We start from the raw sequence: 25251 nt of genomic DNA, 5'->3' as shown, positions 1-25251 counted from the left end.
CTTTCTGCCATCAAACCTGATTATGCCGAATCCCGACCTGAGGGATTGGTTCAAGAGGAGAGCAGAAAATGGATGTAAAAACCGGTGAGATGAGTGGCTGCCCGTTCCACGGCGACGCAGGCCCGCGCGGGCTGTTTGGCCGTACCAATCGCGATTGGTGGCCGCAGGCCATGCAACTCGATATCCTCACAGAAGGTGGACGCAGCGCCAACCCGATGGGCGAAGATTTCGATTATGCCGAAGCCTTCAACGCCATTGATTACAAAGCACTGAAAGCTGACCTGACCGCACTGATGACGGACAATCAGGAATGGTGGCCAGCCGATTATGGCCATTACGGGCCGTTTTTCATCCGCATGGCCTGGCATGCAGCGGGCACATATCGCACCGGTGATGGCCGCGGCGGTGCCGGCAGCGGCCAGCAGCGTTTTGCACCGCTCAATTCGTGGCCCGATAACGGCAATCTCGACAAGGCACGCCGCCTCCTTTGGCCGGTCAAGCAGAAATATGGCAAGCACATCAGCTGGGCTGACTTGTTTATCCTCGCCGGGAATGTCGCGATTGAAAGCATGGGCGGCCCGGTTTTCGGATTTGGCGGCGGCCGCGCTGACGTTTACGAGCCCGAAAGCGTTTACTGGGGCACGGAAGAACAATGGGTCGACCAAGGCGTCGAAACCCGCATCATTCCGGACGAGGGCAAGGCGCTCGAAAACCCGCTTGCCGCAATCCAGATGGGTCTGATCTACGTCAACCCAGAAGGCCCCGGCGGTGATCCCGATCCGCTCGCATCGGGCCGCGACATGCGCGAGACATTTGCCCGCATGGCAATGAATGACGAGGAAACCGTCGCTCTTACCGCTGGCGGCCATGCCTTTGGTAAAGCGCACGGTGCGCACCCGGCAGACACATTCGGCGACAGCCCCGAAAGCGAAGATTTGCATCTGCAAGGGTTCGGCTGGCTCAACGATGCGGAAGAAATTGCCAATGGCAACATCACCACGTCTGGCATTGAAGGCAGCTGGTCAAACAACCCCACAGCGTGGAGCCACGATTATTTCCGCATCCTGTTCAAATATGATTTTGAACTGGTGGAAAGCCCCGCTGGCGCGAAAATGTGGACGCCGATCAATCCTGATCCTGAAGACATGGCACCCGATGCGCGCGATCCTTCCAAAAAAGTCCGCACCATGATGACGACTGCCGATATGGCGCTCAAAATGGACCCGGATTACCGTGTAATCTCAGAACGGTTCCTCAAAAACCCAGACCAATTGGATGACGCCTTTGCGCGCGCATGGTTCAAACTGTGCCACCGCGATATGGGACCAAAGGTTCGCTATATGGGGCCGGAAGTGCCGGACGAAACGCTGATCTGGATGGACCCGGTTCCAGAAGGGACAGCTCCGAGCGATGCCGATGCGAGCGCGTTCAAAACGGCGATCCTTGGCAGCGGCCTGGCCATTTCCGAGCTTGTGAAAGCGGCGTGGGCTTCGGCTTCGACCTATCGCAATTCAGACCACCGCGGCGGCGCCAATGGTGCGCGTGTGCGTCTTGCCCCGCAAAAGGACTGGAAAGCCAACGATCCGGAAGAACTTGGCAAGGTGCTCGCCAAAATCGAAGAACTGCGCGGCAATATCTCGATGGCCGATGCTATCGTGCTTGCCGGTAACGCTGCGATTGAGAAAGCCGCGAGCGACGCTGGCCACGCAATCAGCGTTCCTTTCACGGGCGGACGCGGCGATGCAAGTGATGAGCACACCGATGCCGCCAGTTTTGAGCCGATGGAGCCCTTTGCAGACGGCTTCCGCAACTACCTCAAAACCAAAGCGGATGTCCGCACCGAGGAAATGCTGATCGACAAAGCGCATTTGCTCGGTCTGTCGATGCCGGAAATGACAGTTCTGGTCGGCGGCATGCGCGCCTTGGGCGCGAATGCTGGAGGCACCAAGCACGGCATTTTCACCGACCGCGTGGGCCAGCTCACGCCGGACTTCTTTACCAACCTCCTCGACATGGGCACCAAGTGGGCTCCGGTCGATGGTTCGGGTGATGAAGAATATGTCGGCACCGACCGTAAGACGGGCGCAGAAAAGTACCGCGCCACGCGCGCGGATCTCGTCTTTGGCTCAAACTCCCAGCTTCGCGCTCAAGCCGAAGTCTATGCAGAAAGCGGCAATGAGGCGAAATTCGTCGCCGATTTCGCAGCCGCTTGGGCCAAGGTCATGGACAATGATCGCTTCGATGTAACCTATGCGAAACATCATGCGTAAAGCCCGGTAGAGCCCGCTAAGGCCTGACTTTCCCCCTGTCAGTCGGGCTTAAGCAATGGGTCGCTTTAGCCCCCGGTGCACAATATATGCGCCGGGGGCTTTTGCTTGCATTTTGGGCTTTTGTAAGGGCAGGAACAGCGATGACCATTCCTCAAAACCAAACAACGCAATCCACCGGAAGAGTGCCAGCCGCGATCATTGCCGCTCTGGCTTTTCTTGCTTTGGCTGTGCAGCCGCTGCTGGGCGATTTCGATTATCTCAGCAATCTGGCAGCCATGCTGCGGTTTTTTACGATCTGGGGCAATGTCGCCGCATGCGCGGTTATGGCGTTGATCGCGTTTGGCAAACCGGTTGGGCGCCGCGTAATGGCAGCACTGGCCACCGCATTGTTCATCATCGCTGGCATTTATTGGGGCCTCTTATCAGGTCAGCATCATCCCCAAGGGTTTGACCGGATCACCAATCAATTCCACCACACCATCATTCCTGCCGCGACGATTATCTGGTGGCTGCGCTTTACCCCGCTGACCCGCGCCCTGTTCGGCTGATCCCTGCGATCATGGTGCCGCCACTGACCTATGGCGCCTTTGCGCTGGTGCTGGGACAGGTGACAGGCTTTTACGCCTATTTCTTCCTTAATCTGCCGGAGCTGGGCTGGGCGAGATATGCGATCAGCAATGTCGTGCTGGCCGCTTTCTTCGCCGCTGTCGGCGCAGGATTGGTATGGGTGAAAAACCGTATCGGCGGTCAGCGCGCGCTAGATCCAGCCAGCGGCCTTTAATTCGCTTACCTGAGCGCGGCTAACTGGCGCTTCGATCCCGCGCGCGAGTTTGAGCCGCACATTGCGCCCTTCGCGCCGCACATCTTCAACAGCCCCGCGCGCCACCCACCAGCTGCGGTGAACCTGGCGTCCTTCTGCATCGGCCACATGCGTCATCGCGTCGCGCAGGCGCATCAGCACCATCTCTGATCCCAATGCCGTGTGCACGCGCACATAGTGGTCTTCCATCTGCAAAGCGATGATATCACTGCCAAGCTCGGCAGGAAGCTGATCCAGTAGCGGGTTGGTTGCGGTTGCTGACGCGGTCTCATAATCCGCCCCAGAAGTCTGCTGAGCGGCCAGCGTTTTTTGAGCAGAGCTGGTCATGTCTTCGGCCGTGCGCGCTGCGCTTGCCCGTGGACCGATGAAATTGAACAAAAGCGTCACGCCTCCGCCAATGACAAACACATAAAAATAGCTTGTTAGCGCTTCTTCCAGAGATGGCACCGGGGGCATTTCAGGCAGAAACTGCACGAAGTAAATTGCTGCAGTCATAGGCACGGTCGCAATCGCCGCAGCCGCTATCCACAAAGGCAGCCTCGGCAATGCCAAAGCGATATGGGCCCGTTCCACGAAGTATCCCATGGGAGAATAAATCGCATAGCCGAGATAGGAAAATGTGAGCCATGTCACGAGCCGGACTGCCAGCGGCTGCTCAATCGACCCAAACGGTCCGATCACCGCCAGAAAAACGCCGATTACGGTCATGATTGCAAGGTCGGTTAAAGTGCTTCGCCAGAACGCCGCACGCGCCGTCAGCTCGGCCGGCTTGCCTGCCGCTTCCCCGTCGTCATGCTTGCCGCCCCGCATATCCATAGCTCACAAATGCCTGCCCATTGGCGCTTCGTAAAGTGGCAAACGCCCCCAAACCCGCGGATTAGCCGCACCGTTGACGAAGGTCCCCACCCATTTGCGAAGCCGTGATTGCAGGCGAATGGGCAGGCGGCATGGTGAGGCCATCAAGTCAATCACGCACCTGCTCAACGGGAGTTTCATTATGACCAGCCTCATCCGTCACTTGCCATTCGTCGCGCTTCTCACCGGCACCAAACTGCACAAACAGACCGCGCAGGAACGCGCCAGCAATTACAAAGCAGCAAAGCAAGGCGGGTTCGATATCTCCCCCCATATCCGCGCAGTGGTGTGGGTAGCGGGCGTTACAATGACGCTCGCAGTGGTCTATGCCTTGATGCGCGGCCTCACAGGATTTGCCCCGGATCATCAAGCCACGCGCCACTTGGCGATTGTTCTCCATGTAACCACCGTTCTGCCGGCCATCCCGCTGGGCGCTTACCTGCTGCTGACGCGCAAAGGCACCAAGCTGCACAAACAATTGGGCAAGGTGTGGGTTGGCCTTATGCTGGCGACCGCAACGTCAGCCATCTTTATCAAATCAGGCGGCAGCTTCAGCTTCATTCATATCTTCGTGCCGATGACGTTCTGGGCCTCGTACAAAATCGTCGCCACAGCGCGTGCCGGCAATATGAAAGGCCACCGCTACGAGGTGCTCAGCCTGTATCTCGGGGCGCTCATGATCCCGGGTATCTTCAGCTTCGCCATTCCGGGCCGCTTGATGAATGTTTGGCTGTTTGGCTGAGGCAGACCGCCACCATCAAATCCTCTTGGGTAAGTGTGATGCGATAACCCTTACCCTAAGAGGCGGCGGCGTTGGTCCAGGCTGGTCCCACGCCGCCGTTTTGTGTTTCACGCTTTTTTCAAGACCACATAAAGCGCGCCCTCTCCCCCGTGCCTGATATGGGCACGGCGAATGGCTGCGATGCTGTCGGCATGATGGCTCGCCGCGAGCCAATCGAGCAGCTTTGCACGGATTGCGCCGCGTTTGGATGCACGGTCAGCCGGGTCCACAGGCCGCTCTCGGCCTGCAATCACCAGGACAACCCGCGCGTTCATGGCGCGCGCCTGATCCAGACCGCTGGTGATGCGGGTATAGGCGCTATCAAGGTTATGACCATGCAAATCGAGCGTGTAATCAGGCGCAATCTGCCCTGCCTTGAGTTTGCGGTTCCAGCTGCGATCAAGCGTTTGATCCTGCCCGATCCTGCGCAAAGGCGTCACAGGCGGCGGCGATGCGGCGCGCTTGATTGCCCGGCTTGGCGTTCGCTTCACAAGTATTGGCTTAGCGGCCTTTTGAGGAGGCTGGGGCTGCTTCTCTCGGGCCGCGCGTGCGGGAGTCATAGGCGCGGATTTCCCTTCCAGCGGCGTGACCGAACGCGCCAGATGCGACCAGGCAGCCGCTTCGTCCTCGCTCAATCCGCGCGGCGGCTTCATTGGCCCTGGGTAAGCCTGCGCACCGCAGCGCGCGGCAAAAGGATGTAAGCATTGCCGCGCCCGCTCATCCCGCCTGCGATAGTCCGCGCCTCTGCCCCAGCGCCCCAAAAGGTATCGAACCGGTTTGCGCCCTTGATGGCTCCGCCAGTGTCCTGTGCAATCCACAACCCGTCGGCCACATCGCGGTCCAGATCGAGAAACACCGGCGCACCATAGGGCACAAATCGCGGATCAACCGCGACGGAGCTTTCACGTCTAACGGGCACCCCGATAGAACCAAGCGGGCCATCCCCTGTCAGCGTGCGAAAAAAGACCCAGCTTTTGTTGAGCCGCATAAGATCGCGCCCATCCTCAGGATTTTCGCGGATATAGGCCATGATCCCCTGCATGGAGCCCGAATATTGCCCTGGCCCGTCGCCCAACAGGCCGCGATCGCGCATGACGCCTCCAATGCCGGTATAACCCCGCCCGTTCTGGCCAGCATATCCGATGCGAATAACCTCGCCGGTATCGGTAAGGATGCGGCCGGAACCCTGAATTTGAAGGAAGAAAAATTCCACAGGATCGGCGGCATATGCCAGTATGGGTGCGCGGCCTTCTAAAGCACCTTCTTCAATTTCAGCGCGTTCAAAATAGGGAACAAAAGAGCCATCTGCGAGCCTGCGCGACAAGGGTGCGCGGCCCGTTCGCTCTGACTGGGGCACATTATCAGGCCAGCCGCGCTCCAGATCACCGGGCACGCCATAGACGGGAACATAGCCGGGTCGCACCGTGCGACTGCCTGCGATTTCCGGTTCAAAATAGCCGGTTGCAAAAGCCTTGCCATCTCCAATGGTCACGGTCTGGAAATAGGACATGAAGAAACTGTCGGCGGTGCCGCGATTCTCCGGCGCCTTATCGCACGCTTCCTGCCAATCTGCTGGCTGGGTGAGGCCTGTGCGGTCTTCACGGCTTGTCAGAACACCGCAGCTTTCAATGAAAGAGCGCAAAGCTGCCTCCCCATCAGCAGAACTGAAAATAAGATCAGCTCTGCCAAACCGCTCACCTGCGATTTGCGGCCCCTTGTAAACGCCTGCTGCCAAAGCGCTGCTTGCATCAGCAACAGGAGGCGGTTTCGGCCCTGAGACTGGCGGTGTGCTGTCCGGAATCAATCGAAGACAACCGCCTAGCATCAGAAAGGCAAGGATGGGAAAGGTCAGGCGCATTTTCATACGCCCCTGTCTATGCGGGTAAACGCAGCGGCGCAATCATGCGCGCCGCAGTTTGACTTAACCTTCGTCGGTTTCGTCAAGAACCCAGTTGGGATCGCGATCCGCCGTATTGCGCGAGAAAGTCCACACATCGCGGCTTTCAATCGCATCATCGAGCGATCCGGCGATCATATTGCCATCCTTGTCACGGGTGACAGCAGCAATATCGGCAACAAACAGCACCGAAATCCGTGCAAGCCGGCCATCGAGCGATGCCGAATGGATACGGGTCTCTTCGATGCGGATCAGCGAGTTATCGAGCGTCTCACCCTCTTTTTCCCGCGCGTCAATCGCGGCGCTGAAACCTTCATAAACATCATCATCGCACAGATCGCCGAGCGTTTCGCGGTCACCATTCCAAAATGCTTCCAGCACCATTTCGTAAGCGGCTTTTGCGCCGTCCATAAAGATGGGCAGATCAAATTTTGCATCCGCATTGGCGATATCGCGAATGCCGCGCTCTACTGCAGGCATAACGCCTTCCAATTCGAGCGAGCGTGCAGGCGCGGGTGCATTCACCGCAGAAGGCTGCGACGATTGCGGTTGCTGATTCGCGCCCGAATCGAAGCGTTGCGGGATCGATTCCTCTTCATGTTCAGCCCGGCTGCCCAGCACAGAATACAGCCGATAGCCCAGAAAAGCGGCAAACAGGGCGAGGATTACAATCTCAATCACATCCAATATCCGATAAATCAGCTGATGGGGGCAGGGTTAACTGCGATACCTTTACAAAACTCTCACTGCCTTAATTAGGCATCAAATACAATTCGGCAACGCTCTTTTGGTTGCATCCTGCGCCGAAGTGGTCGCAAGCAGCGCAAGTGCTGCTAACGGGCGGGGCCATTTGCCTTCGCCGCAGTTGCGAGCCATGGTCCACCCTGCTAGGCGCGCGCCGAACACATTTGCCATCTTATTCTTGGCAAGATGAACCTCAGAATTACCAAAGATCGAAAGATAGACCCGCATGGCTGATGACAACAACGTACTTACCGATCTCGACAATCCCGCAGCAGGCGCCAATGGCGCAGACAACGGGCCAGCCGCGGCCATCATCACGCAGTATGTCAAAGATCTCTCGGTCGAAAACCCCAATGCACCCGATGTGTTTCAGTGGACGGACAATCCGCAGATTGACGTTCAGTTCAATATCGCTGCCGATAATCTGGGTGAAAATGTCCACGAAGTGACGTTGAAAGTGAACATCGCAGCCATTGCTGAAAAGGGTCAGGCCTATATCGTTGAATTGGCCTATTGCGGCCTTATCGGTATTCGCAACATTCCCGAAGAACAGGCGCATGCGTTTATGTTTGCAGAAGCTCCGCGGATCCTGTTCCCGTTTGCTCGCAGAGTGATTGCGGATGCGGTGCGCGATGCAGGTTTCCCGCCATTGATGATTGATCCGATTGATTTTAACGGGCTGTATGTGCAGCAATTGCAGGCCAAGCGCGAAGCTGATGGCGCTGGCGGCGATGCTCCCGCTCCAAATTGAGCGGGCGCATTGACCCTTTGAGCAAAGGCGCGGGCAAGACCATATGAGCCTGCTGAAAAACATCGGGACAATCGGATCGCTGACAATGCTCAGCCGGATCGCTGGCATGGCGCGCGAGATGATATTCTCGCGCGTGCTGGGCGCCAATGCAGTGACCGATGCATGGTTTCAGGCGTTCATCATCCCCAATGTGTTTCGCCGCCTGTTTGCCGAAGGGGCATTCTCGGCAGCTTTTGTCCCGATGTTCTCAAAGCGGTTGCATGGCTCAGATACTCCTGAAAAAGGAATGGAAGAGGCGCGCAGTTTCAGCGCCGATGTGCTGAGCGTTTTTCTGCCGGTGCTGATCGCGCTTGTGGCGGTGTTTGAAATCGCGATGCCGGGCGTAATATGGCTGCTTGCAGACAAGCCGATTAACCCGCAAGGCTTTGATTTAGCTGTCGATTTTGCGCGGATCATGTTTCCCTACATAATCTTGATCAGCCTGGTGACCTTGTTCACTGGCATGCTCAATTCAGTCTCCCGCTTTGCACCGGGCGCGAGCTTTCCCATCATCCTCAATCTGGTTCTGATCGCAGCGCTTTTGACAGGCGAATGGTTCGCCGCCACTTCTGGAGCGAGTGTCGAACAGATTGCTTACGGCATTGCCTGGGCGGTAACCGGGGCGGGCCTGATGCAATTGGCATGGCTGTATTACTGGACCCGTGTTGAAGGGTTTCGGCCAAAGCTGTTGTGGCCGCGCATAACTCCGGAAGTGAAACGGCTAGGGATCATCGCTCTGCCCGCAGCAATTGGCGGCGGAGCATATCAGATAAACACGTTGGTGCAGCTGTACTTTCTCAATCAGCTTGAGGACGGATCGGTCAGTTACATGAACTACGCTGATCGATTGAATCAACTGCCTCTCGGAATTATTGGCATCGCGCTTTCAACGGCCATTTTGCCAACGCTCAGCAAATTTGTCGGCAGCGATAACAAAGAAGGCGCTGACCGCATCCAGTCCGATGCAATCGAATTGGCCATGCTGCTTACCATCCCCGCTGCGGTCGCATTGGCGATTTGCGCGGAGGCTTTTGTAACGATGATTTTTCAGGGAGGGCGATTTGATATCGCCGATGCACAGGCAACCGGCAATGTGCTCGCTGCGCTCGTTCTCGGTCTGCCCGCCTATGTTCTGGTAAAAGTGCTCGTGCCCAATTTCTACGCACGTTCCGACACCAAGACTCCCGTAATCGCTGCCTTTATATCGCTCGGGGTTTTTGTTTCGTTCTGCATTCTAAATCTTGGAGTTTCATTGGGCGGAGAATTTGCTTTTGTAGGCTTAGGTTACGGAGTACCCGGCATCGCCTTTGCAAGCGTTATTGGTGCATGGATCAACGCCTTCGTGCTGATCGCCATCCTCGCACAGCGCGGCCATTACCGCATTCCGTACATCTTGCTGTTCAGAATTGCCCGCCAAGTGCTAGCCGCCGCCGCCATGGGCGCAGCGCTGATATATGCGAACGATCTGCTGGCTGGGTGGTACACGTCCGGATTGTTTGCAAGGCTTGGCGCATTGGCCGTTCTGGTTGGCGCGGCTGCCATCGTCTATTTCGGCCTGGCTTTTGCCGTTGGCGCAATCGACCGCCAACGCATCGCAACTCTTACCAAGAAGGCTTCTTAAAATGCGCGTCGTCTCCGGTATTCAACCCACTGGCCAACCGCACCTTGGCAATTATCTTGGCGCTATCGTCAATTACGTGAAGCTTCAGGATGAGGCGCATGCGGCGGGCGGGGAGTGCTTTATTTTCCTGGCTGATCTGCATGCCATTTCGATGCCGCATGATCCGGCTGAACTGTCTGCAACAACGCGCGAAATGGTCGCCACGCTGGTTGCCTGCGGCGTTGATCCAGCTAAAACCGTGCTGTTCAATCAGGCACAAGTTCCCGCTCATGCCGAATTGCAATGGCTCTTATCGGGCACTGCACGCATGGGATGGCTTAATCGCATGACCCAGTGGAAAGACAAAGCGGGCAAAAACCGCGAGGGTCAATCCATAGCTCTGTTCACTTATCCCGTGCTGCAAGCGGCTGATGTGCTGCTTTATCAGGCCACTCATGTGCCGGTCGGTGAAGATCAAAAGCAGCACCTGGAATTGGCGCGCGATATCGCTCAAAAATTCAACACGGATTTTGGCTCGCCAGAGGCTCCCATTTTCACATTGCCTGATCCCATAATCCCGCCAGAGGCAGCGCGCATCATGTCGCTGCGCAATGGTTCTGCAAAGATGAGCAAGTCTGATCCATCGGATCTTGCCCGTATCAATTTGATTGATGATGCAGACACGATCATGAAAAAGGTGAAAAAGGCAAAGACCGATCCTGAACCATTGCCGAGTGAGGAAAAGGGTCTGGAAGGACGCGCTGAAGCTCTCAATCTCGTTGGTATTTATGCCGCTCTTTCCGGCACTAAGCCGGCCGATGTGCTCGCAGAGCATGGCGGAAAGGGTTTTGGCGAATTTAAGCCCGCATTGGGCGAAGTGATGATCGAAACGCTAAGCCCCATTTATGCGCGGTTCCGCGATTTGATGCAGGACGAAGAAGCGCTAGATGCAATTCTTGCACGCGGAGCCGCCCAGGCACGCGAGGCAAGTGCCCAGACTTTATCCAACGCCTATAAGGCCTTGGGGTTGGTGCGCGGCTAATCGTTCATCATGCACGTTCAATCGCCGTTCACACCCAACCGCTAGTCTTCCGCGAGACAGTGGCGCCTTGCTTGTTGAGGTCAGGCACCTGCCATTTGGATCGCTCGTTCGCGTCTATCCCACTTGATGGCCGGTGTAATGCGTGGGGAACGCTTAATGTGTCACTGGCGTTGGACTCTGGTGATTACGCAAAGGGTATGCCATGTATAAACAAGAAATGACCTCAAAACCGCGCACAAACGCCCGCAGCCGCTTGGCTCGGATCGCGCTTCCGCTAGCACTGGCCGCGGGTCTTTCTGCCTGTGCGCCTGCTTTCAAAGCAGATGTTTCACGCTTCCAAAGCCAGTTGCCCGCACCGCAGGGTGAAACATTCGCTATTGTGGCAGATGATCCCAAGCTGGACGGCGGCCTGGAATTTGCACTCTATGCGGACCGCGTCGCTGCAGAAATGTCTGAGCTTGGCTACACCCGGGCGGCAAACGCGGCTGATGCATCGCTACTCGTGCGTTTTGACTATGATGTGGACACTGGCCGTGAACGGGTGCGCACAGTTGGCGGTGGTTTTGCAGGTGATCCATTCTTCGGTCCAGGCATTGGTTTTCGTCGAGGCTTCGGGCGAGGCTTTGGTTTCCGCCGTAATTTTGCATTTGGGTTTTACGATCCGTTCCTTGCTGGTCCCGATGTGCGAAGCTTTACAGTTTATACCAGCGAAATTGATCTGAAGATCGACAGCACTGCAACAGGGGAACGCCTGTTCGAAGGCAAAGCGCAGGCGCTTTCTCGTTCAAACCGTTTGCCCAAATTGGTGCCCAATCTCGTCGAAGCTTTGTTTACGGACTTTCCCGGCAATTCTGGTGAAACGCTGCGGATCACGATCAAGAACGACGGAACGAAAGTAAAGCCGATCGACTGATTGGTCCAAACAAAACACTACCCACCTCTTGGATGGGACGGAAAGGCGGCGCAAGGGATCAGCGCCGCCTTTTTGGTGTTAGCTTTTGAGGCAATTCTAAAGGCCGGCTGCCCCGCCCGTGGATCCAAACCCGCCAGCGCCGCGTGCTGTGTCATCGAGCTCCTCGACCTCGTCCCAAGCAGCCTGCACCACGGGCGCAAGCACCAATTGCGCCACGCGGTCACCGCGCGCAACGCTGAAGTCGGATGTGCCATGATTGATAAGCAGGACTTTCAATTCGCCCCGGTAATCGCTGTCGATTGTACCCGGCGTGTTGGGCACGGTTATGCCGTGCTTGAACGCAAGGCCAGATCGGGGCCGCACCTGAATCTCAAAACCTTGAGGGATTGCGACAGCTAAACCTGTTGCTACCGCGTGGCGCGCGCCCGGGGCGATTGCCACATCTTCAGCCGAGACGACATCCATGCCCGCTGCACCTGCGGTTGCGTAAGCTGGCAAGGGTAACCCTGCCCCATGCGCCAACCGTTTCACTTCAACTTTGACCGCGCCCGTCACTCAGCTGCCTCCTTCTGAAGCGCAGCGGCAATCCGTTCGGCCAAAGCCATAGCCACTTGATGCTTGGGCATTTCATCCAGGCTTTCGACACCCGCAGCGGAAATGATGTGCACGCGGTTTTCATCGCCGCCCATCACGCCTTCGCCGTGCTCATCGCTCGAAACATCATTAGCAATGATCCAGTCCGCAGCCTTGCGCTTGCGCTTTTTCTGGGCGTTATCGATGAGGTTCTCGGTCTCTGCAGCAAAGCCGATCACCAATTCAGGCCGCTTGTTTCCAGCGGCCACATTGGTGAGAATATCCGGATTTTCGGTAAGCATCAAAGCTGGCGGAGCAGAGCCGCGCTTCTTGATTTTCTCATCCTTGAATTCCTTAGGTCGCCAATCGGCCACCGCTGCCACCATCACGGCCACATCTGCGGGCAAAGCGGCTTTGACAGCGTCATTCATCTCCGCTGCACTTTCAACATCCACGCGCGTGACACCGGCAGGCGTTTGAAGCCAGACAGGGCCGGCGACCAAGGTTACATTCGCACCCAGGGCAGCGGCCGCACCCGCAATGGCAAAGCCTTGCTTCCCACTGGAACGATTGGCGATGTAGCGCACAGGATCAATCGCTTCCCACGTCGGGCCAGCGGTGATGAGGATAGAACGGCCTTTCAGCGGTTGATAGCTCGGGTCACTGACAAACTCGCCGACAGCGGCGGTGGTCGCCTCTATGGGCGCCGCATCCTGTGCGGCTTTTGCCGCAACTTTCGCCGTATCTTTTGCAGGAGCCGTCTCGTCGGTTGAATCCGCATCGCCCTCCAGCTCCTCAATCACTTCAGGTGCCGATTGCCGTTCATTAAACTCATGATTGATGGCATCAGGGTCTATCGGCGGAGCAGCGCCTGCGCTGCCTTTGGATGCGAGGATCGGCCCACCAAGATCGGGCTTGAACTCAATCTCTTCCTCTTCAACTTCGGGAAGCTCATCATCAGGCATGTCATCGCCGTCAATCTCTTCGGGCTCACGCTTGGGAGTTGATCGGGGAATAATGCGCGAAAGCAGACCCCCCAGCCCCCCGCCTGAGCTTTCCTCTTCTTCTGGCTCAAGCGCTTCTGCTGCAATATCTCCGGCGGTATCACCAACAACGCGAGCAGATGCGGTCGTTTCTGGCACTTCGATGCCGAGTTGCTGAGCTGCATAGCGCCAAATCGCATCTGGCTCAGGCAGGCGCCCATAGCCAAATTCACCGCACGCCATTGGCCCTTCATCAGGGTCAAGCACAATGGTGCCGCCTTCGCGCAATTGGGCGATATTGCTTTGAGTCGATGCATGTTCCCACATGCGTACATTCATCGCAGGCACCGCCATGACGGGCGTATCTGTGGCAAGGATCAGAGTGGTGGCAAGATCATCCGCAATGCCATTGGCCATTTTCGCAACCAGATCAGCTGTCGCGGGGCACACCACAATCAGGTCAGCTTCGCGGCTCAGTTGGATGTGGCCCATTTCGGCTTCGTTTTTGAGATCCCACAAGGTCGTGTAAACTTGGTTCTCGCTAAGCGCTGCCAGCGACATCGGAGTGACAAAGTGCTGCCCACCGCGCGTCACGACGCAAGTGACATCGGCGCCGCTTTTGCGCATCAACCGGACCAGCTCGCATGATTTGTAGGCCGCGATACCGCCGCCTACGACCAGCAAGATTTTGGGCATTTTGTCGGGCGCGGTCACTGGCGGTCTCTTTTTTGCCTCTTTAGCGGGCTTTCCCAGCGCGCGGTGCGCCATTTTGCCCAATTGAACAAGCGTTGCCCTCAGCCTAGCCGTCCCACGCGCCGCGGCCAAGGCCTGCCTGCTTCCTTGCGGCACAATGGTAAACTTTTCGCTATTGCGATGCGCCCATGCCGCATAGAGTGCCAACGAAACGGGAGACCCATAATGATAATCGCTTTGCGCATCGTACTTATACTCGGCGGGATGCTCCTGCTGTATATGGCTGGCGGTTTTCTGATCGATCCAGCGGCCGCCGGGGCTGACTTTGGCCTCGTCGCAGAAGGCGCACATGGCCTCACATCAATGCGCGCAGATTTCACAGCCTTTTTCGGCGTAAGCGGCGCGTGCTTGATCTGGGGTGCGCTTACGCGCCAAAGCGCGCCCTTGATTATTGCCGCGGCATTGATGCTGGTCACTCTAGCTGCCCGGCTTGTCAGCCTGATCATCGTCGGCAATTTTGAAGGCTACATAGCGCCGATGGTGGTTGAAGCCGTTCTGGGAGGTGCAGCTCTGCTCTGCGCAGTTAAGTCGCCAGCCAACGGAAAACGCAAAAGCTCAATCGCCAATGCGCTCTAACCGCCTGATTATCCAAGCACACCGCTCATCATCAATGCCAGCATCGCTCCAGCACCACCAAGCCCAGCGATAAAATAGCCAAGAAAGCCCGGCCCGCCTGCTGTTGTGCGCCGATCGGTCAGCAGCTTGATTTCGGGCAAAGGCGGCGCTTCTGGCGCGCCTCCCTTGGCGGGAAACTGATCTTCGATCCGGCGGACCAAACCGGGCAGACGAAGCAGGGTTTCGGTATCTTCTTTGATCCTATCAGCAAGCGCAGATTCCGGACCCAGTTCATCGCGGATCCAATCCCTGACATAAGGCGCAGCTGTGTCCCACATATTGATCTGCGGATTCAATTGTGTCGCAATGCCCTCAACCATGACCATCGTCTTTTGCAGCAACAGCAAATGCGGTTGTGTCTGCATGTCAAAATCCCGCGTGATGGCGAACAGCCCATCCAGCATCTGCCCCACGGACAATTCGCTCACCGGCTTTCCGCGCATGGGTTCGCCGACTGCGCGAAGAGCGGTCGCGAACTCGCCTACCGAATGGTAGCTCGGCACATATTGCGCCTCGAAATGTATCTCTGCAACGCGCTGATAATTGCCTGTGGTCAGCCCATAGAGGATTTCTGCCAACCATTGCCGCGCACGCCGGTCAATCCGGCCCATAATCCCGAAATCAATTGCAACAATCGTACCGTCATCTTCGACGAATAGATTGCCCTGATGCATATCTGCATGAAAGAAACCGGCGCTGATGGCCTGAGTCAGAAAACTGATTACGAGTTTATCGGCAATTCGGCTCAGGTCATGCCCGCGCGCGGCCAACTCATCGCTGCGCGAGATTTTTACGCCGTCGATCCATTCGATCGTCATTACCCGGCCATTGGTCCGGTCCCAGTCAATTTCCGGGATGCGATAGCCGCCAATGCCAGACATATCTTCTGCCAATTCGCTGGCCGAGGCTGCCTCGCGCCTCAGATCGAGTTCAGAATTGGTCCAGCGCTTAAAATTCGCAATGGTCAGTCGCGGGCGCAAACGTCCCGCTTCACCGCCCATCACCTCTACATGAGCCGCCGCCCATTCATATGTGGCAATATCGCGTGCAAACTTTTCTTTGATACCCGGCCGCAAAACCTTGATTGCGACATTTCGCCCGTCCGTAGTGATCGCCTTATGGACCTGAGCAATGGAAGCTGCACCGACAGGATTGGGGTCGACCTCGCTAAAAAGCGAATCGATGGGCTGAGCAAAACTAGCCTCGATCGCCGCCTTGATATCCGCAAAGGGAACTGGCGGGAGGCTGTCTTGCAGGCTCAGCAAGTTTTGTGCGGCTTCTTCGCCCACAAGATCAGGCCGCGTCGCGAGCGATTGGCCAAGCTTGATAGCCGCAGGACCAATCGCGCGAAATGCACCTGCATAATCAGGCTTGCCATTCTTGCTGGTGAAAGTCGCCCAGCGCGCCAGTTTCGCCAGTCGTTTGATCTGGCTGGGCGCATTGGGATCATTCTCAACCCCGATAAGTGCGCGCCGGCGAGCAAGAGTAATACCCCAACGCGCCAACCTAGAAAGATGGACAATGGGAGCGGTCATTTTGGAGCTTGCCTACCCAAAGAATGCGCAGACTCGGTGAAGGATATCATCAAATTTTCCAGCCCGAATGGATTGCCACTGCTCCGCCCAAAATACTCTCAACCTTGGTGTTCACAAAACCAGCAGCGCGAATCATGCGTTCAAATTCAGGAAGAGCAGGAAATTTGCGAATGGATTCGACCAGATAGCGATAGCTGTCTGCGTCTCCCGCGATCACTTGCCCCATACGCGGCATGATCTGGTTGGAATAAAGGTCATAGGCTTCTTTGAAGCCCGACCACTGCGTGGTCGAAAACTCCATGCAGAAAAAACGGCCACCCGGGCGCAGCACGCGGTGCGCTTCTGCGAGCGCTTTGTCCTTGAAAGTCACATTCCTAATGCCGAACACGATAGTGTAAGCATCGAATGTGTTGCTGGAAAAACTGACATCCTCAGCGTTTTGTTGTGAGAATACGAGGCTTCCTGTATCGGCGCTTTCGGTGCGGTCCATTGCCCGTTCGGCCCCGACATCAAGCATTTCCTGATTGATATCAGCCACCGTGATATCCGCGCCGCGATCGGCCATCCGGAATGCGATATCTCCGGTGCCGCCAGCCATATCGAGAATTGCCTCGCCTGGCTGCGGTTTAACGCGTTTGACGAATTTGTCTTTCCACCCGCGATGCATGCCAAAAGACATGGCATCATTCATGATGTCGTACTTTGACGCCACGCTGGAGAAAACTTCGCCAACGCGCCGGGTTTTCTCCTGTGGGGAGACATTCTCGTAACCGAAAGAAACGGTTTCATCAGTGGACTTGCTCATCCACGAGGCCCTAGAGGGAATTGCCGTGGAGGCAAAGGGGCGTTTATTGCACGGTCCGCACAAGGTATTGCGTGACGCCTGCTGGCTTGCGCTGCGCGGTATAATCTCGCATCGAAAGAGCGAACAACTTGCTCGCCAGCGCCGATCATGGCGGGCCGCCAAGCCATAGCGAACCAAACAGTCATGCCTGAATTGCCTGAAGTCGAAACAACCGTGCGCGGTCTGGCCAAATTTCTGTCAGGGGAGCGGATTGAACGCGTAATCCTCAACCGGCCAAATCTTCGGCGCCCCTTTCCGCCCGATCTTGTGCAGGTGATGACAGGCGCCCGCGTTATCGGCCTATCGCGGCGCGCGAAATACGGCCTTATCCATCTCGACCGCGCGCAATCGGTGATTTTTCACCTGGGTATGAGCGGGCGGTTTCGCATTGACCCAGCAGAACCAGACAAGCACGATCACTGGATTATCGAAACCGCGCGGCACCAGTTTGCCCTGTGTGACCCGCGCCGGTTCGGCTCTGTCGATCTTGTGGCCAGTGATGAACAAGACAAATGGCCCCAATTCGCCAGCTTGGGACCAGAACCCTTGGGGCCAGACTTTACGCCGGGCCATCTCAGGGAGGCACTTAGAGGCAAAGTGCAAGCCATCAAGCTATGCCTGCTCGATCAACGGTTGGTGGCCGGGCTTGGCAATATATATGTCTGCGAAGCCTTATGGCGCGCCGGTATCCATCCGCTCAAGAAAGGCGGCAAAGTCACCAAACCTCAACTTGCGAGGCTTGTTCCTGCTATCAAAGATGTGCTTGAGGCGTCTATTCGCGACGGCGGGTCTTCGCTGCGGGACTATTCAGCGCCGGACGGGAAGCTGGGATATTTCGCTACCAGCTTCGACGTCTATGGCCGCACAGGGGAGCCTTGCCACCGCGCAGACGAAGGAAAGGTTCGGCGAATCGCACAGGGTGGTCGCAGCACGTGGTATTGCCCGGTTTGCCAAAGGTAAGCGCCAGCCTCAGCGAATCCTTGACCTTCAGCGGTCTTGAGCATATGTGCCGCGTTTCTTGACGCCCGGATCGCATCTGCGGCGCCGCATTCTATTTCGAACACGCCGTATCAATTCGGTCGCGACCAGCGGCCAGCACACAACGCGAGACAGACAGACCTATGGCCAACACGCCGCAAGCCCGCAAACGTATCCGCCGCAATGCCAGCCGCACTGAAGTGAACACCGCCCGCATGAGCCGCATCCGCAGCTTTGTGAAGCGAGTCGAATCGGCATGCGAAGCAGGTGACAAAGATGCTGCCGCGAAAGCTTTGAAAGCCGCACAACCCGAAATGGCCCGCGGTGTCGCTCGCGGCGTCATGCACAAAAACACAGTCGCACGAAAAATGTCGCGGCTTAGCAAGCGCGTGGCGAGTCTCTGATTCGCGCCCTTGCCTAAGGGGTTTCCCTTAGGCAATTTTTGTCAGGACTTCTAAGGGCTTCGCCGAATTGGCGGGGCCCTTTTCGTTTGAGCCCGATGGGGCAAATGATGCGTTTCACAATGTCAGCTTTTCTGCCGATTCGCATAGGCCATTTTGTGAATTTTAAGCCAATTCAGGGACTTGAACGGAGGCCTGCGGGGTTGCGTTGAGTCAACCGAATTATTGCACTTTTCTTAAAATTTGATCCTTGCTTCTGAAGCCATTGCGCCCCTAATTCATGTCTCACCCGGAGCGGGACAGTTCGGGTTTTTACAGTCTAGCCGATAGGGGGTGCTCGCGAAGCTTTAGCTTTTCGAGCTCGGGAGAGCTTTGCCTGTTGTAAAAATTGAAACCTGATCTCGGCCTGGGATTCCGAGATAGAAGAAGTATTGGGATTGGGGAGCAAATGGTGCACAAAATTGACAAGGCGCGGACCACGCGCCGCAGCTCGGATGATGATTTGATGGAAGATGCTGAAGCCGTAAACCTCGCCGCTGACTGGTCTGATATCAGTCAGGGCCTTCGCAAAGATCTTGGCCATCAATTGCACAGCCAATGGATAAAACCGATCCAAGTTGGCGCGATCAACAAGGAATCGGGCACGCTCGATCTGTTCTTGCCAACAGAATTTTCTGCCAATTGGGTGAAAGACCGTTTTCATGATCGGTTGCAGCTGGCGTGGAAAATCGCGCGCAGCGAAGTGCGCAGTGTCAATATTCAGGTACATCCGGGCCGGCGCCAATTGCCCGAATTGCGCCTTGATGACGGCCGCAGGCCCGCCAATGACGGCGCGAGCGCGATTGCGGTGGCCGCCGGTACGATTGGTGAAGCGGGCTTTACATCCAGCGTCGGTCTTGATCCTTCTTTGACGTTCGCCGCCTTTGTCACTGGCGAAGCGAATGTGCTCGCCTGCAACGCTGCACAGCGCATGGCGGCAACCGAACAGCCGCAGTTCTCGCCGCTTTATCTCAAAGCCGCCACTGGTCAGGGCAAGACACATCTGCTTCACGCCATAGGCCACGCTTTTCTTCAGGCGCATCCGCGCGCTCGCATTTTCTACTGCTCGGCAGAGCGGTTTATGGTGGAATTTGTCCAAGCGTTGAAAGCCAATCAAATGATCGAGTTCAAAGCGCGCTTGCGCAGCTTTGATCTGCTATTGGTCGACGATATCCAGTTCATCATTGGCAAAGCTTCTGCTCAAGAAGAGCTGCTTTACACAATTGATGCTCTGCTGGCTGAAGGCAAACGGCTGGTCTTCGCTGCTGATCGGGCGCCGCAAGCTTTGGACGGGGTTGAACCACGCTTGCTCAGCCGCCTTTCCATGGGGTTGGTGGCCGATATTGCGGCGGCTGATATCGAATTGCGCAAAACCATTTTGGAATCGAAACTGAAACGGTTTGCTCCTTTGAGCGTGCCAGAAGATGTGGTCGATTTTCTTGCTCGTACGATCACTCGCAATGTGCGCGAACTTGTGGGTGGTCTTAACAAGCTGATCGCTTATGCGCAGTTGACGGGGCAGGAAGTGTCACTGCAACTTGCAGAGGAACAGCTCACCGATATTCTTTCGGCGAACCGCCGCCGGATCACGATTGACGAAATTCAGCGCACGGTCTGCCAATTCTACCGGATTGATCGCAGCGAAATGAGCTCCAAACGCCGCGCTCGCGCTGTGGTCCGTCCGCGTCAAGTGGCGATGTATCTGTCAAAAGTTCTCACGCCGCGTTCTTATCCTGAGATCGGCCGCAAATTTGGCGGACGGGACCATTCAACTGTGATCCATGCGGTGCGCCTGATCGAAGATCTTAGGGAGCGCGATGCTGACATGGATGGCGATGTGCGAAGCTTGCTGCGTCAGCTGGAAAGCTAACAAAATCGGGTGAAAGACCCCGGCGCAACGCCGGGTCTGTTTTGCATTAGCTGTTGAGTATGTACATGCGGCAGCCCCAAAGCCATCCACACCCTATTCACAGGGCGTCCCCAGCCTGTAAACAGAGCCAATATGGTCGACAGGTTGTTCACAGACACGCCCACAGAGGCTTCCACAGCGGCTACCACAGCTCAGGCGCGTGATGGCGCCCAATTGGCACCATCACCGCTTTCACCTGCAAGACTGGACCGGTTTGCGCGCCACATTGTCATCCCCGAAATCGGCGGCGCTGGGCAGGCTGCGCTTGCTTCGAAGCACATTGCGCTGATTGGTCTTGGCGGGATTGGCTCGCCCGCTTTGCAATATTTGGCAGGGGCCGGAATAGGACGCTTCACTCTGGTCGATGACGATGCTGTTGATGTGAGCAATCTGCAACGCCAAACGCTTTTCACCACGCGCGATATTGGTCACGGCAAAGCGACCTCCGCTCGGCGCTGGCTGGCCAATTTTGACGATGCGTTGGATGTCAGCATCTCTGACAGCCGCATCACGCCTGATAATGCCGGAGACCTTATTGCTGGCGCTGATCTTGTGCTTGATGGCACCGACAATTTCGCCACCCGCCTTGCGGTTTCTGATGCCTGCGTTGCCGAACGCGCGCCCTTGCTTTCTGCAGCGGTGGGCCGGTTTCAAGGACAGGTTGGCGCGTTTGCGGGACACTTGCCAGAACAGCCCTGCTATCGCTGCTTTGTCGGCGATGCCTTTGACGCAGAGGACTGCGACACCTGCGCCGAAGATGGCATGCTGGGCGCCATGGCCGGGTGGACAGGGACATTCGCGGCCATGCAAGCCGTGCGCGTATTGCTTGCAGGGGTGAGCGCGTTTGGCCAGCCCTTGTTCGGTCAGTTGCACGTGCTGGACGGGATGCAGCCGGGGATGCGCACAATCCGTATTTCCAAAGACCCCTCATGCAAAGGCTGCGGCTAACACATTAACAAAGCCTCACCTGAGCTCACTTATGAAAACTCCGGACTTCCAGTTATGATCACGCTTCTCTCGCCTGCCAAAAAGCTCAACTTTGATGCCCATCCCACTTCGCTGGATGTCACTCGGCCCCGCCTGGACGACGATATGCGGGAAATAGCCAAAGTCGCCAAAGCACAATCAGCAAACGATCTCAAAGACTTAATGCACATCTCGGACAATCTGGCAGAATTGAATGCCCAGCGGTTCAAATCCTTTGATCTGGATGGACGCAGCAACAGCGCCAAGCCTGCCGGGCTCGTATTTGATGGCGACGTGTATTGGGGCCTCGAAGCGAAAAGCATGGATGATGCCGCTTTGGCTTATTCGCAAGATCATTTGCGTATTCTTTCAGGGCTTTACGGTCTCCTTCGTCCCATGGATGCCATTCAACCTTATCGTCTTGAGATGGGCACCAAACTGGCCAACCCGCGCGGCAAATCGCTCTATGATTTCTGGGGCAGCCGAATTGGCGAACAATTGGACGAAGATCTGGCAGAGCACAGCGATCAGACCGTCGTGAACCTCGCATCAAACGAATATTTCAAAGCCGTCGACAAAAGCGCCCTGCCCGGCAATGTGATCGAGGCAAGCTTTCTCAATGTGAAAGACGGCGAGGCGCGCCGATTGATGTATCACGTCAAATTCGCGCGCGGATTGATGGCCCGCTGGATCATGGAAAACCGCATCGAGAACGCCGATGACCTGCGCGGATTTGATGCGGAAGGGTATCGTTATGATGCCCGCGCTTCCAGTGAAAGCGAGCTGGTTTTCAGCCGCAAACAGCCGCCGGTGAAAAAGAAATAGCAGGCATGCTTTGGCATCTTGCCCACTGGTTCAGGATTGTCCGCAGGCTTAGAATTTTTGGCAGGTTCAGAGCAGCTTGAACCCTGCAACCCCGCCGCCAATTGCCAGCAATAGCAGCTGAAAACCAAGCCACAGGTCAATGCCGCCCAGCGCGGCCTTGTCCGCCTGTTTTGACGCAGCCGCCTCGCGCAGGTTTTTCGATCCCGCAATGGCTGAACCCAAACCCACAAGCAGCAGGATCAATACGAATGCTGTGAGCGCGGCCACGGCAGCGTTTGAAGCGCTATCGGGTGAGCACGAGCCATCAAGGCACCCCGTCCACGAAAAGGCGAGATAGGCATAAATAGGTCCAAAGACCGCCACACTGATAAGCACGCGCTTAGCCATGCGCAGACACTATCTGAACGGGATTAAGATGAGGTTCGCAAAATCTCATCCACCCATTCCGGCACCAGCTTTCCCGCGGGGCCATGGCGCGCCTCGCCAAAGAAATGGCTGCCCTCGCTTGGCTCCAGATTAAGCTCCAGTGTTTCCGCACCTTGCGCGCTGGCTTCCTGCACAAAGCCAGCGGCGGGATAGACCGCGCCTGATGTGCCGATGCTGACAAACAGATCGCAACGCGACAGCGCTTCATAAATCCGCTCCATCTGATAGGGCATCTCGCCAAACCACACGACATCCGGACGCAGTGCCCGCATCCCGCAGGCCGGGCATTTCGGGCGGTCCAGCATTGGCGCATCCCAGGGGGTTCTAACCGCGCATGATGTGCAAAGCGCGGATTTCAGCTGCCCGTGCATGTGGAGCACTTGGCGTGATCCGCCCCGTTCGTGCAAATCATCAACATTCTGCGTAACAAGCAGCAATTCGCGCGCCGGAACTTTTGCAAATTCGCGCTCCAAATGGGCAAGCGCTTCATGCGCCCGGTTGGGCTTCACTCCGGCCAATGCCGCGCGCCGCATATCGTAAAACCTGAGCACCAGATCAGGATCGCGCGAAAACCCTTCGGGCGTTGCGACATCTTCCACCCGGTGCTTTTCCCACAATCCCTGCCCCTGGCCGCCAGCATTGCGAAACGTGTCGATACCGCTTTCTGCGGATATCCCTGCCCCTGTAAGGATGACGATGCGCTCAATTCCTGCCATGGCATCTTCAAACACTTCCAGGTTAAGGGACGCAATGGCGGATTTCGGAATTATTGGCAGTGCAGGCCGTATGGGCCAGGCTTTGGCAGAAGCAATAGAGGAAGCCGGGCACAAATGCGCAGTGGGCGTGGATGCGGGCGATGATGTCGCGTTGATAGCGGACCAATGCGCCGTTCTGGTCGATTTCAGCGCGCCTGCGGCTTTGGAGGCGAACCTGAAAGCGGCCTGCGATGCAGGAACGCCCATTTTAACAGGAACAACCGGTTTGGAAGAACCGCACCTTGCGCTTGTAGAAGCGGCGTCGCGCACGATCCCGCTCATCCAAACGGGCAACACATCTTTGGGCGTGACCCTGCTCAGCGCTTTGGTGGAAGAGGCAGCATCAAGGCTTGGCTCTGATTGGGATATCGAAGTGCTTGAAATGCACCACCGTCACAAGGTCGATGCGCCATCGGGCACAGCCAAATTGCTTGGAGAAGCCGCCGCAAAAGCGCGCGGCATTGACCTTGCAAGCAATCGCGAAGCAGTGCGCGATGGCTATACCGGCAAACGCGGGAAAGGCGCGATTGGCTTTGCGTCTTTGCGCGGCGGCAGCGTAGTTGGCGATCACAGCGTTATCTTTGCAGGTGAGCAGGAAACCATCACTTTGTCTCATTCCGCTTCGCATCGCCGCATCTTTGCTCGCGGTGCTGTTCGTGGAGGCGAATGGCTGATTGGTCAAAAACCGGGCCGCTACACCATGGAAGATGTGCTTGGACTGGCGCGCAAATAACGGGCATTTCAGGAGCAATTGGAATGGCATTTGATCCAGCAGCAGCGACCCGCGGCTATATCGATACTTTAGGGGCAGAAACGCTCGAATTGTCGCGCGCCTATACCACTGGCAATCACTGGCTGATTTTGGCCGGGATCATCGTCAGCGCTATCGTCACCTTTGTGGTGGTGAGGACGGGCGTGCTTGATCGGGTCTTTGGCAAGGTAAGCGAACGGTGGCAGAACCTGCGGGTGTTTGCCGTTGCGCTGGTGTTTAACGTGTTGAGCGCCCTGTTGACCCTGCCGTTCTCCATTTACGAAGATTGGTGGCGCGAAACCGAATATGGCCGCACGCAGCAACCTCTGGCTGATTATCTTAGCCAAGGCGCGATCGGCATAGTGATTGGCGCGGTGATGACCGCCGTGCTGTTTGTGGGCGTCTATTTCCTGATCCGGCGTGCAGGCAAATTGTGGTGGCTGTGGTCTGGCGGCCTTGTGGCCGGCTTTGCCTCGTTCGCCTTGCTGTTGTCGCCTGCCGTGATCGAACCGATTTTCAACGACTACACGCCCATTCCCGAAGGCGAAGTGCGCGATGCCGTTCACGCTTTGGGCGCCGAAGCGGGCATCCCGGCAGACCGCATCTTTATGTATGACGGATCGCGCCAATCGAACAATTTCACCGCCAATGTGTCCGGCATCGGTTCATCCGCCCGCATCGCGATTTCCGATGTGGCGATGGACCAGGCTTCGCTGGATGAAGTCAAAGCGGTAACGGGCCACGAAATCGGCCATTATGTGCTGGGCCATGTCTGGCGCATGATCGCGGTGATCAGCGTGATGGCGCTGATCGTGTTTTTCCTGACTGACAAAACCTATGGCTGGTTTGCACGCCGGTTTGGCAGCAAAGCGGCACTGGCAGATGTGCGCGGCATACCGGTGTTTTTGTTCGCTTTCGGGCTGTTTTTTACTTTGGCACAGCCGCTGCTCAACGGGATTGTCCGTATCGGAGAGCGCGAGGCGGACCGTTATTCGCTGGAGACCGTGAACCTGCCCGATGCGCTTGCCGGGGCGCTGATTAAGACAGCCGAATACCGCTATCCGCTGGCCGGCCCGATTGAGGAGACCGTGTTCTATACCCATCCCACGGTCGAAAACAGGGTGCGCACCGCGATGGAATGGAAAGCGGCAAACCCGCCCGCCAGTGCTGAGGAATGATGCTGGGC

26 protein-coding genes are annotated in these 25251 nt (G+C 56.7%); 16 read left to right on the top strand and 10 right to left on the bottom strand.

Translation table 11 applies throughout. The features are described from left to right. Positions 1 to 68 precede the first annotated feature (68 nt). The 3 genes from katG to AC0V6L_RS07760 all read left to right on the top strand — a co-directional run bounded on the left by katG (position 69) and on the right by AC0V6L_RS07760 (position 3051). Positions 69 to 2270 carry a catalase/peroxidase HPI gene (gene katG / locus AC0V6L_RS07770; RefSeq protein WP_486153722.1) on the top strand — a complete coding sequence of 734 codons (2202 nt, stop codon included), beginning with the start codon at positions 69 to 71 and terminating at the stop codon, positions 2268 to 2270. A gap of 140 nt (positions 2271 to 2410) precedes the next feature. Continuing rightward, on the top strand, positions 2411 to 2818 hold the full coding sequence (locus tag AC0V6L_RS07765) for a Pr6Pr family membrane protein (RefSeq protein WP_486153721.1): 408 nt from the start codon (positions 2411 to 2413) through the stop codon (positions 2816 to 2818). Then, positions 2776 to 3051 carry a Pr6Pr family membrane protein gene (locus AC0V6L_RS07760; RefSeq protein WP_486153720.1) on the top strand — a complete coding sequence of 92 codons (276 nt, stop codon included), beginning with the start codon at positions 2776 to 2778 and terminating at the stop codon, positions 3049 to 3051. The genes AC0V6L_RS07765 and AC0V6L_RS07760 overlap by 43 nt, the downstream gene beginning before the upstream one ends. Here the strand turns inward: AC0V6L_RS07760 and AC0V6L_RS07755 are convergent. Next, positions 3028 to 3906, bottom strand: a complete 879-nt coding sequence (locus tag AC0V6L_RS07755) for a LytTR family DNA-binding domain-containing protein (protein WP_486153719.1) — start codon at positions 3904 to 3906, stop codon at positions 3028 to 3030. The two genes, AC0V6L_RS07760 and AC0V6L_RS07755, sit on opposite strands and share 24 nt — an antisense overlap. 181 nt (positions 3907 to 4087) lie before the next feature. Between AC0V6L_RS07755 and AC0V6L_RS07750 the strand changes: the two genes are divergently transcribed. Next, positions 4088 to 4687 (top strand): DUF2306 domain-containing protein, encoded by a 600-nt coding sequence (locus tag AC0V6L_RS07750; protein WP_486153718.1) that lies wholly within the window; start codon positions 4088 to 4090, stop codon positions 4685 to 4687. A 107-nt stretch (positions 4688 to 4794) separates the two neighbouring features. On the opposite strand, the gene AC0V6L_RS07745 is transcribed toward AC0V6L_RS07750, so the two are convergent. From AC0V6L_RS07745 to AC0V6L_RS07735, 3 genes are all read right to left on the bottom strand, one after another. Continuing rightward, positions 4795 to 5217 (bottom strand): Smr/MutS family protein, encoded by a 423-nt coding sequence (locus tag AC0V6L_RS07745; RefSeq protein WP_486153717.1) that lies wholly within the window; start codon positions 5215 to 5217, stop codon positions 4795 to 4797. A 158-nt stretch (positions 5218 to 5375) separates the two neighbouring features. Further along, positions 5376 to 6461, bottom strand: a complete 1086-nt coding sequence (mltA, locus tag AC0V6L_RS07740) for a murein transglycosylase A (RefSeq protein ID WP_486153716.1) — start codon at positions 6459 to 6461, stop codon at positions 5376 to 5378. 186 nt (positions 6462 to 6647) lie between these two features. After that, positions 6648 to 7304, bottom strand: coding sequence for a Tim44/TimA family putative adaptor protein (locus tag AC0V6L_RS07735; protein WP_486153715.1), 657 nt, complete (start codon positions 7302 to 7304; stop codon positions 6648 to 6650). A 289-nt stretch (positions 7305 to 7593) separates the two neighbouring features. On the opposite strand from AC0V6L_RS07735, the gene secB reads away from it, so the two are divergent. From secB to AC0V6L_RS07715, 4 genes are all read left to right on the top strand, one after another. Continuing rightward, positions 7594 to 8118: a protein-export chaperone SecB gene (gene secB, locus AC0V6L_RS07730; protein WP_486149788.1), complete on the top strand. Its 525-nt coding sequence runs from the start codon at positions 7594 to 7596 to the stop codon at positions 8116 to 8118. 43 nt (positions 8119 to 8161) lie between these two features. Continuing rightward, complete coding sequence (murJ, locus tag AC0V6L_RS07725) at positions 8162 to 9778, top strand: murein biosynthesis integral membrane protein MurJ (protein WP_486153714.1); 1617 nt, start codon at positions 8162 to 8164, stop codon at positions 9776 to 9778. A 1-nt stretch (position 9779) separates the two neighbouring features. After that, positions 9780 to 10799, top strand: a complete 1020-nt coding sequence (gene trpS, locus AC0V6L_RS07720) for a tryptophan--tRNA ligase (protein WP_486153713.1) — start codon at positions 9780 to 9782, stop codon at positions 10797 to 10799. 202 nt (positions 10800 to 11001) lie between these two features. After that, on the top strand, positions 11002 to 11712 hold the full coding sequence (locus AC0V6L_RS07715; protein ID WP_486153712.1) for a DUF4136 domain-containing protein: 711 nt from the start codon (positions 11002 to 11004) through the stop codon (positions 11710 to 11712). 96 nt (positions 11713 to 11808) lie between these two features. On the opposite strand, the gene dut is transcribed toward AC0V6L_RS07715, so the two are convergent. Both dut and AC0V6L_RS07705 read right to left on the bottom strand, forming a co-directional pair. Further along, a complete protein-coding gene (dut, locus tag AC0V6L_RS07710) occupies positions 11809 to 12267 on the bottom strand; it encodes a dUTP diphosphatase (RefSeq protein ID WP_486149784.1) in 459 nt (152 codons plus the stop codon). Then, positions 12264 to 13964, bottom strand: coding sequence for a bifunctional phosphopantothenoylcysteine decarboxylase/phosphopantothenate synthase (locus AC0V6L_RS07705; protein WP_486155073.1), 1701 nt, complete (start codon positions 13962 to 13964; stop codon positions 12264 to 12266). The genes dut and AC0V6L_RS07705 overlap by 4 nt, the downstream gene beginning before the upstream one ends. Before the next feature lie 222 nt (positions 13965 to 14186). On the opposite strand from AC0V6L_RS07705, the gene AC0V6L_RS07700 reads away from it, so the two are divergent. After that, complete coding sequence (locus AC0V6L_RS07700) at positions 14187 to 14597, top strand: DUF4345 family protein (protein ID WP_486153711.1); 411 nt, start codon at positions 14187 to 14189, stop codon at positions 14595 to 14597. Positions 14598 to 14605: 8 nt separating this feature from the next. Here the strand turns inward: AC0V6L_RS07700 and ubiB are convergent, their stop codons facing one another. Together ubiB and AC0V6L_RS07690 are read right to left on the bottom strand one after the other, a co-directional pair. Next, complete coding sequence (ubiB, locus tag AC0V6L_RS07695; protein ID WP_486153710.1) at positions 14606 to 16171, bottom strand: 2-polyprenylphenol 6-hydroxylase; 1566 nt, start codon at positions 16169 to 16171, stop codon at positions 14606 to 14608. A 49-nt stretch (positions 16172 to 16220) separates the two neighbouring features. Then, positions 16221 to 16976 carry a class I SAM-dependent methyltransferase gene (locus AC0V6L_RS07690; protein ID WP_486153709.1) on the bottom strand — a complete coding sequence of 252 codons (756 nt, stop codon included), beginning with the start codon at positions 16974 to 16976 and terminating at the stop codon, positions 16221 to 16223. Between the two features lie 183 nt (positions 16977 to 17159). Between AC0V6L_RS07690 and mutM the strand changes: the two genes are divergently transcribed. The 5 genes from mutM to yaaA all read left to right on the top strand — a co-directional run bounded on the left by mutM (position 17160) and on the right by yaaA (position 22133). Next, a complete protein-coding gene (gene mutM / locus AC0V6L_RS07685; protein WP_486153708.1) occupies positions 17160 to 17975 on the top strand; it encodes a bifunctional DNA-formamidopyrimidine glycosylase/DNA-(apurinic or apyrimidinic site) lyase in 816 nt (271 codons plus the stop codon). Positions 17976 to 18136: 161 nt separating this feature from the next. Next, the gene (gene rpsT / locus AC0V6L_RS07680) at positions 18137 to 18397 is read left to right on the top strand and encodes a 30S ribosomal protein S20 (protein ID WP_486149772.1); all 261 of its coding nucleotides are present in this window, start codon (positions 18137 to 18139) and stop codon (positions 18395 to 18397) included. A 445-nt stretch (positions 18398 to 18842) separates the two neighbouring features. After that, on the top strand, positions 18843 to 20303 hold the full coding sequence (dnaA, locus tag AC0V6L_RS07675) for a chromosomal replication initiator protein DnaA (RefSeq protein ID WP_486149770.1): 1461 nt from the start codon (positions 18843 to 18845) through the stop codon (positions 20301 to 20303). 132 nt (positions 20304 to 20435) lie between these two features. Continuing rightward, positions 20436 to 21290 carry a HesA/MoeB/ThiF family protein gene (locus tag AC0V6L_RS07670; protein WP_486153707.1) on the top strand — a complete coding sequence of 285 codons (855 nt, stop codon included), beginning with the start codon at positions 20436 to 20438 and terminating at the stop codon, positions 21288 to 21290. A gap of 54 nt (positions 21291 to 21344) precedes the next feature. Continuing rightward, on the top strand, positions 21345 to 22133 hold the full coding sequence (gene yaaA, locus AC0V6L_RS07665) for a peroxide stress protein YaaA (protein WP_486153706.1): 789 nt from the start codon (positions 21345 to 21347) through the stop codon (positions 22131 to 22133). 66 nt (positions 22134 to 22199) lie between these two features. Here yaaA and AC0V6L_RS07660 read toward each other — a convergent pair whose 3' ends face one another. Continuing rightward, positions 22200 to 22520 (bottom strand): hypothetical protein, encoded by a 321-nt coding sequence (locus tag AC0V6L_RS07660; RefSeq protein WP_486153705.1) that lies wholly within the window; start codon positions 22518 to 22520, stop codon positions 22200 to 22202. Between the two features lie 23 nt (positions 22521 to 22543). Further along, positions 22544 to 23275, bottom strand: a complete 732-nt coding sequence (locus AC0V6L_RS07655) for an NAD-dependent deacylase (RefSeq protein ID WP_486153704.1) — start codon at positions 23273 to 23275, stop codon at positions 22544 to 22546. A gap of 34 nt (positions 23276 to 23309) precedes the next feature. Between AC0V6L_RS07655 and dapB the strand changes: the two genes are divergently transcribed. Both dapB and AC0V6L_RS07645 read left to right on the top strand, forming a co-directional pair. Next, a complete protein-coding gene (dapB, locus tag AC0V6L_RS07650; RefSeq protein WP_486153703.1) occupies positions 23310 to 24047 on the top strand; it encodes a 4-hydroxy-tetrahydrodipicolinate reductase in 738 nt (245 codons plus the stop codon). Positions 24048 to 24070: 23 nt separating this feature from the next. Continuing rightward, a complete protein-coding gene (locus tag AC0V6L_RS07645; RefSeq protein WP_486153702.1) occupies positions 24071 to 25243 on the top strand; it encodes a M48 family metallopeptidase in 1173 nt (390 codons plus the stop codon). Positions 25244 to 25251: the final 8 nt, after the last annotated feature.

The organism is Erythrobacter sp. JB1-15, from assembly GCF_057365035.1.
Note: the sequence above shows the minus strand (reverse complement) of the source record. Positions and strands in the feature narration are given on the sequence as shown.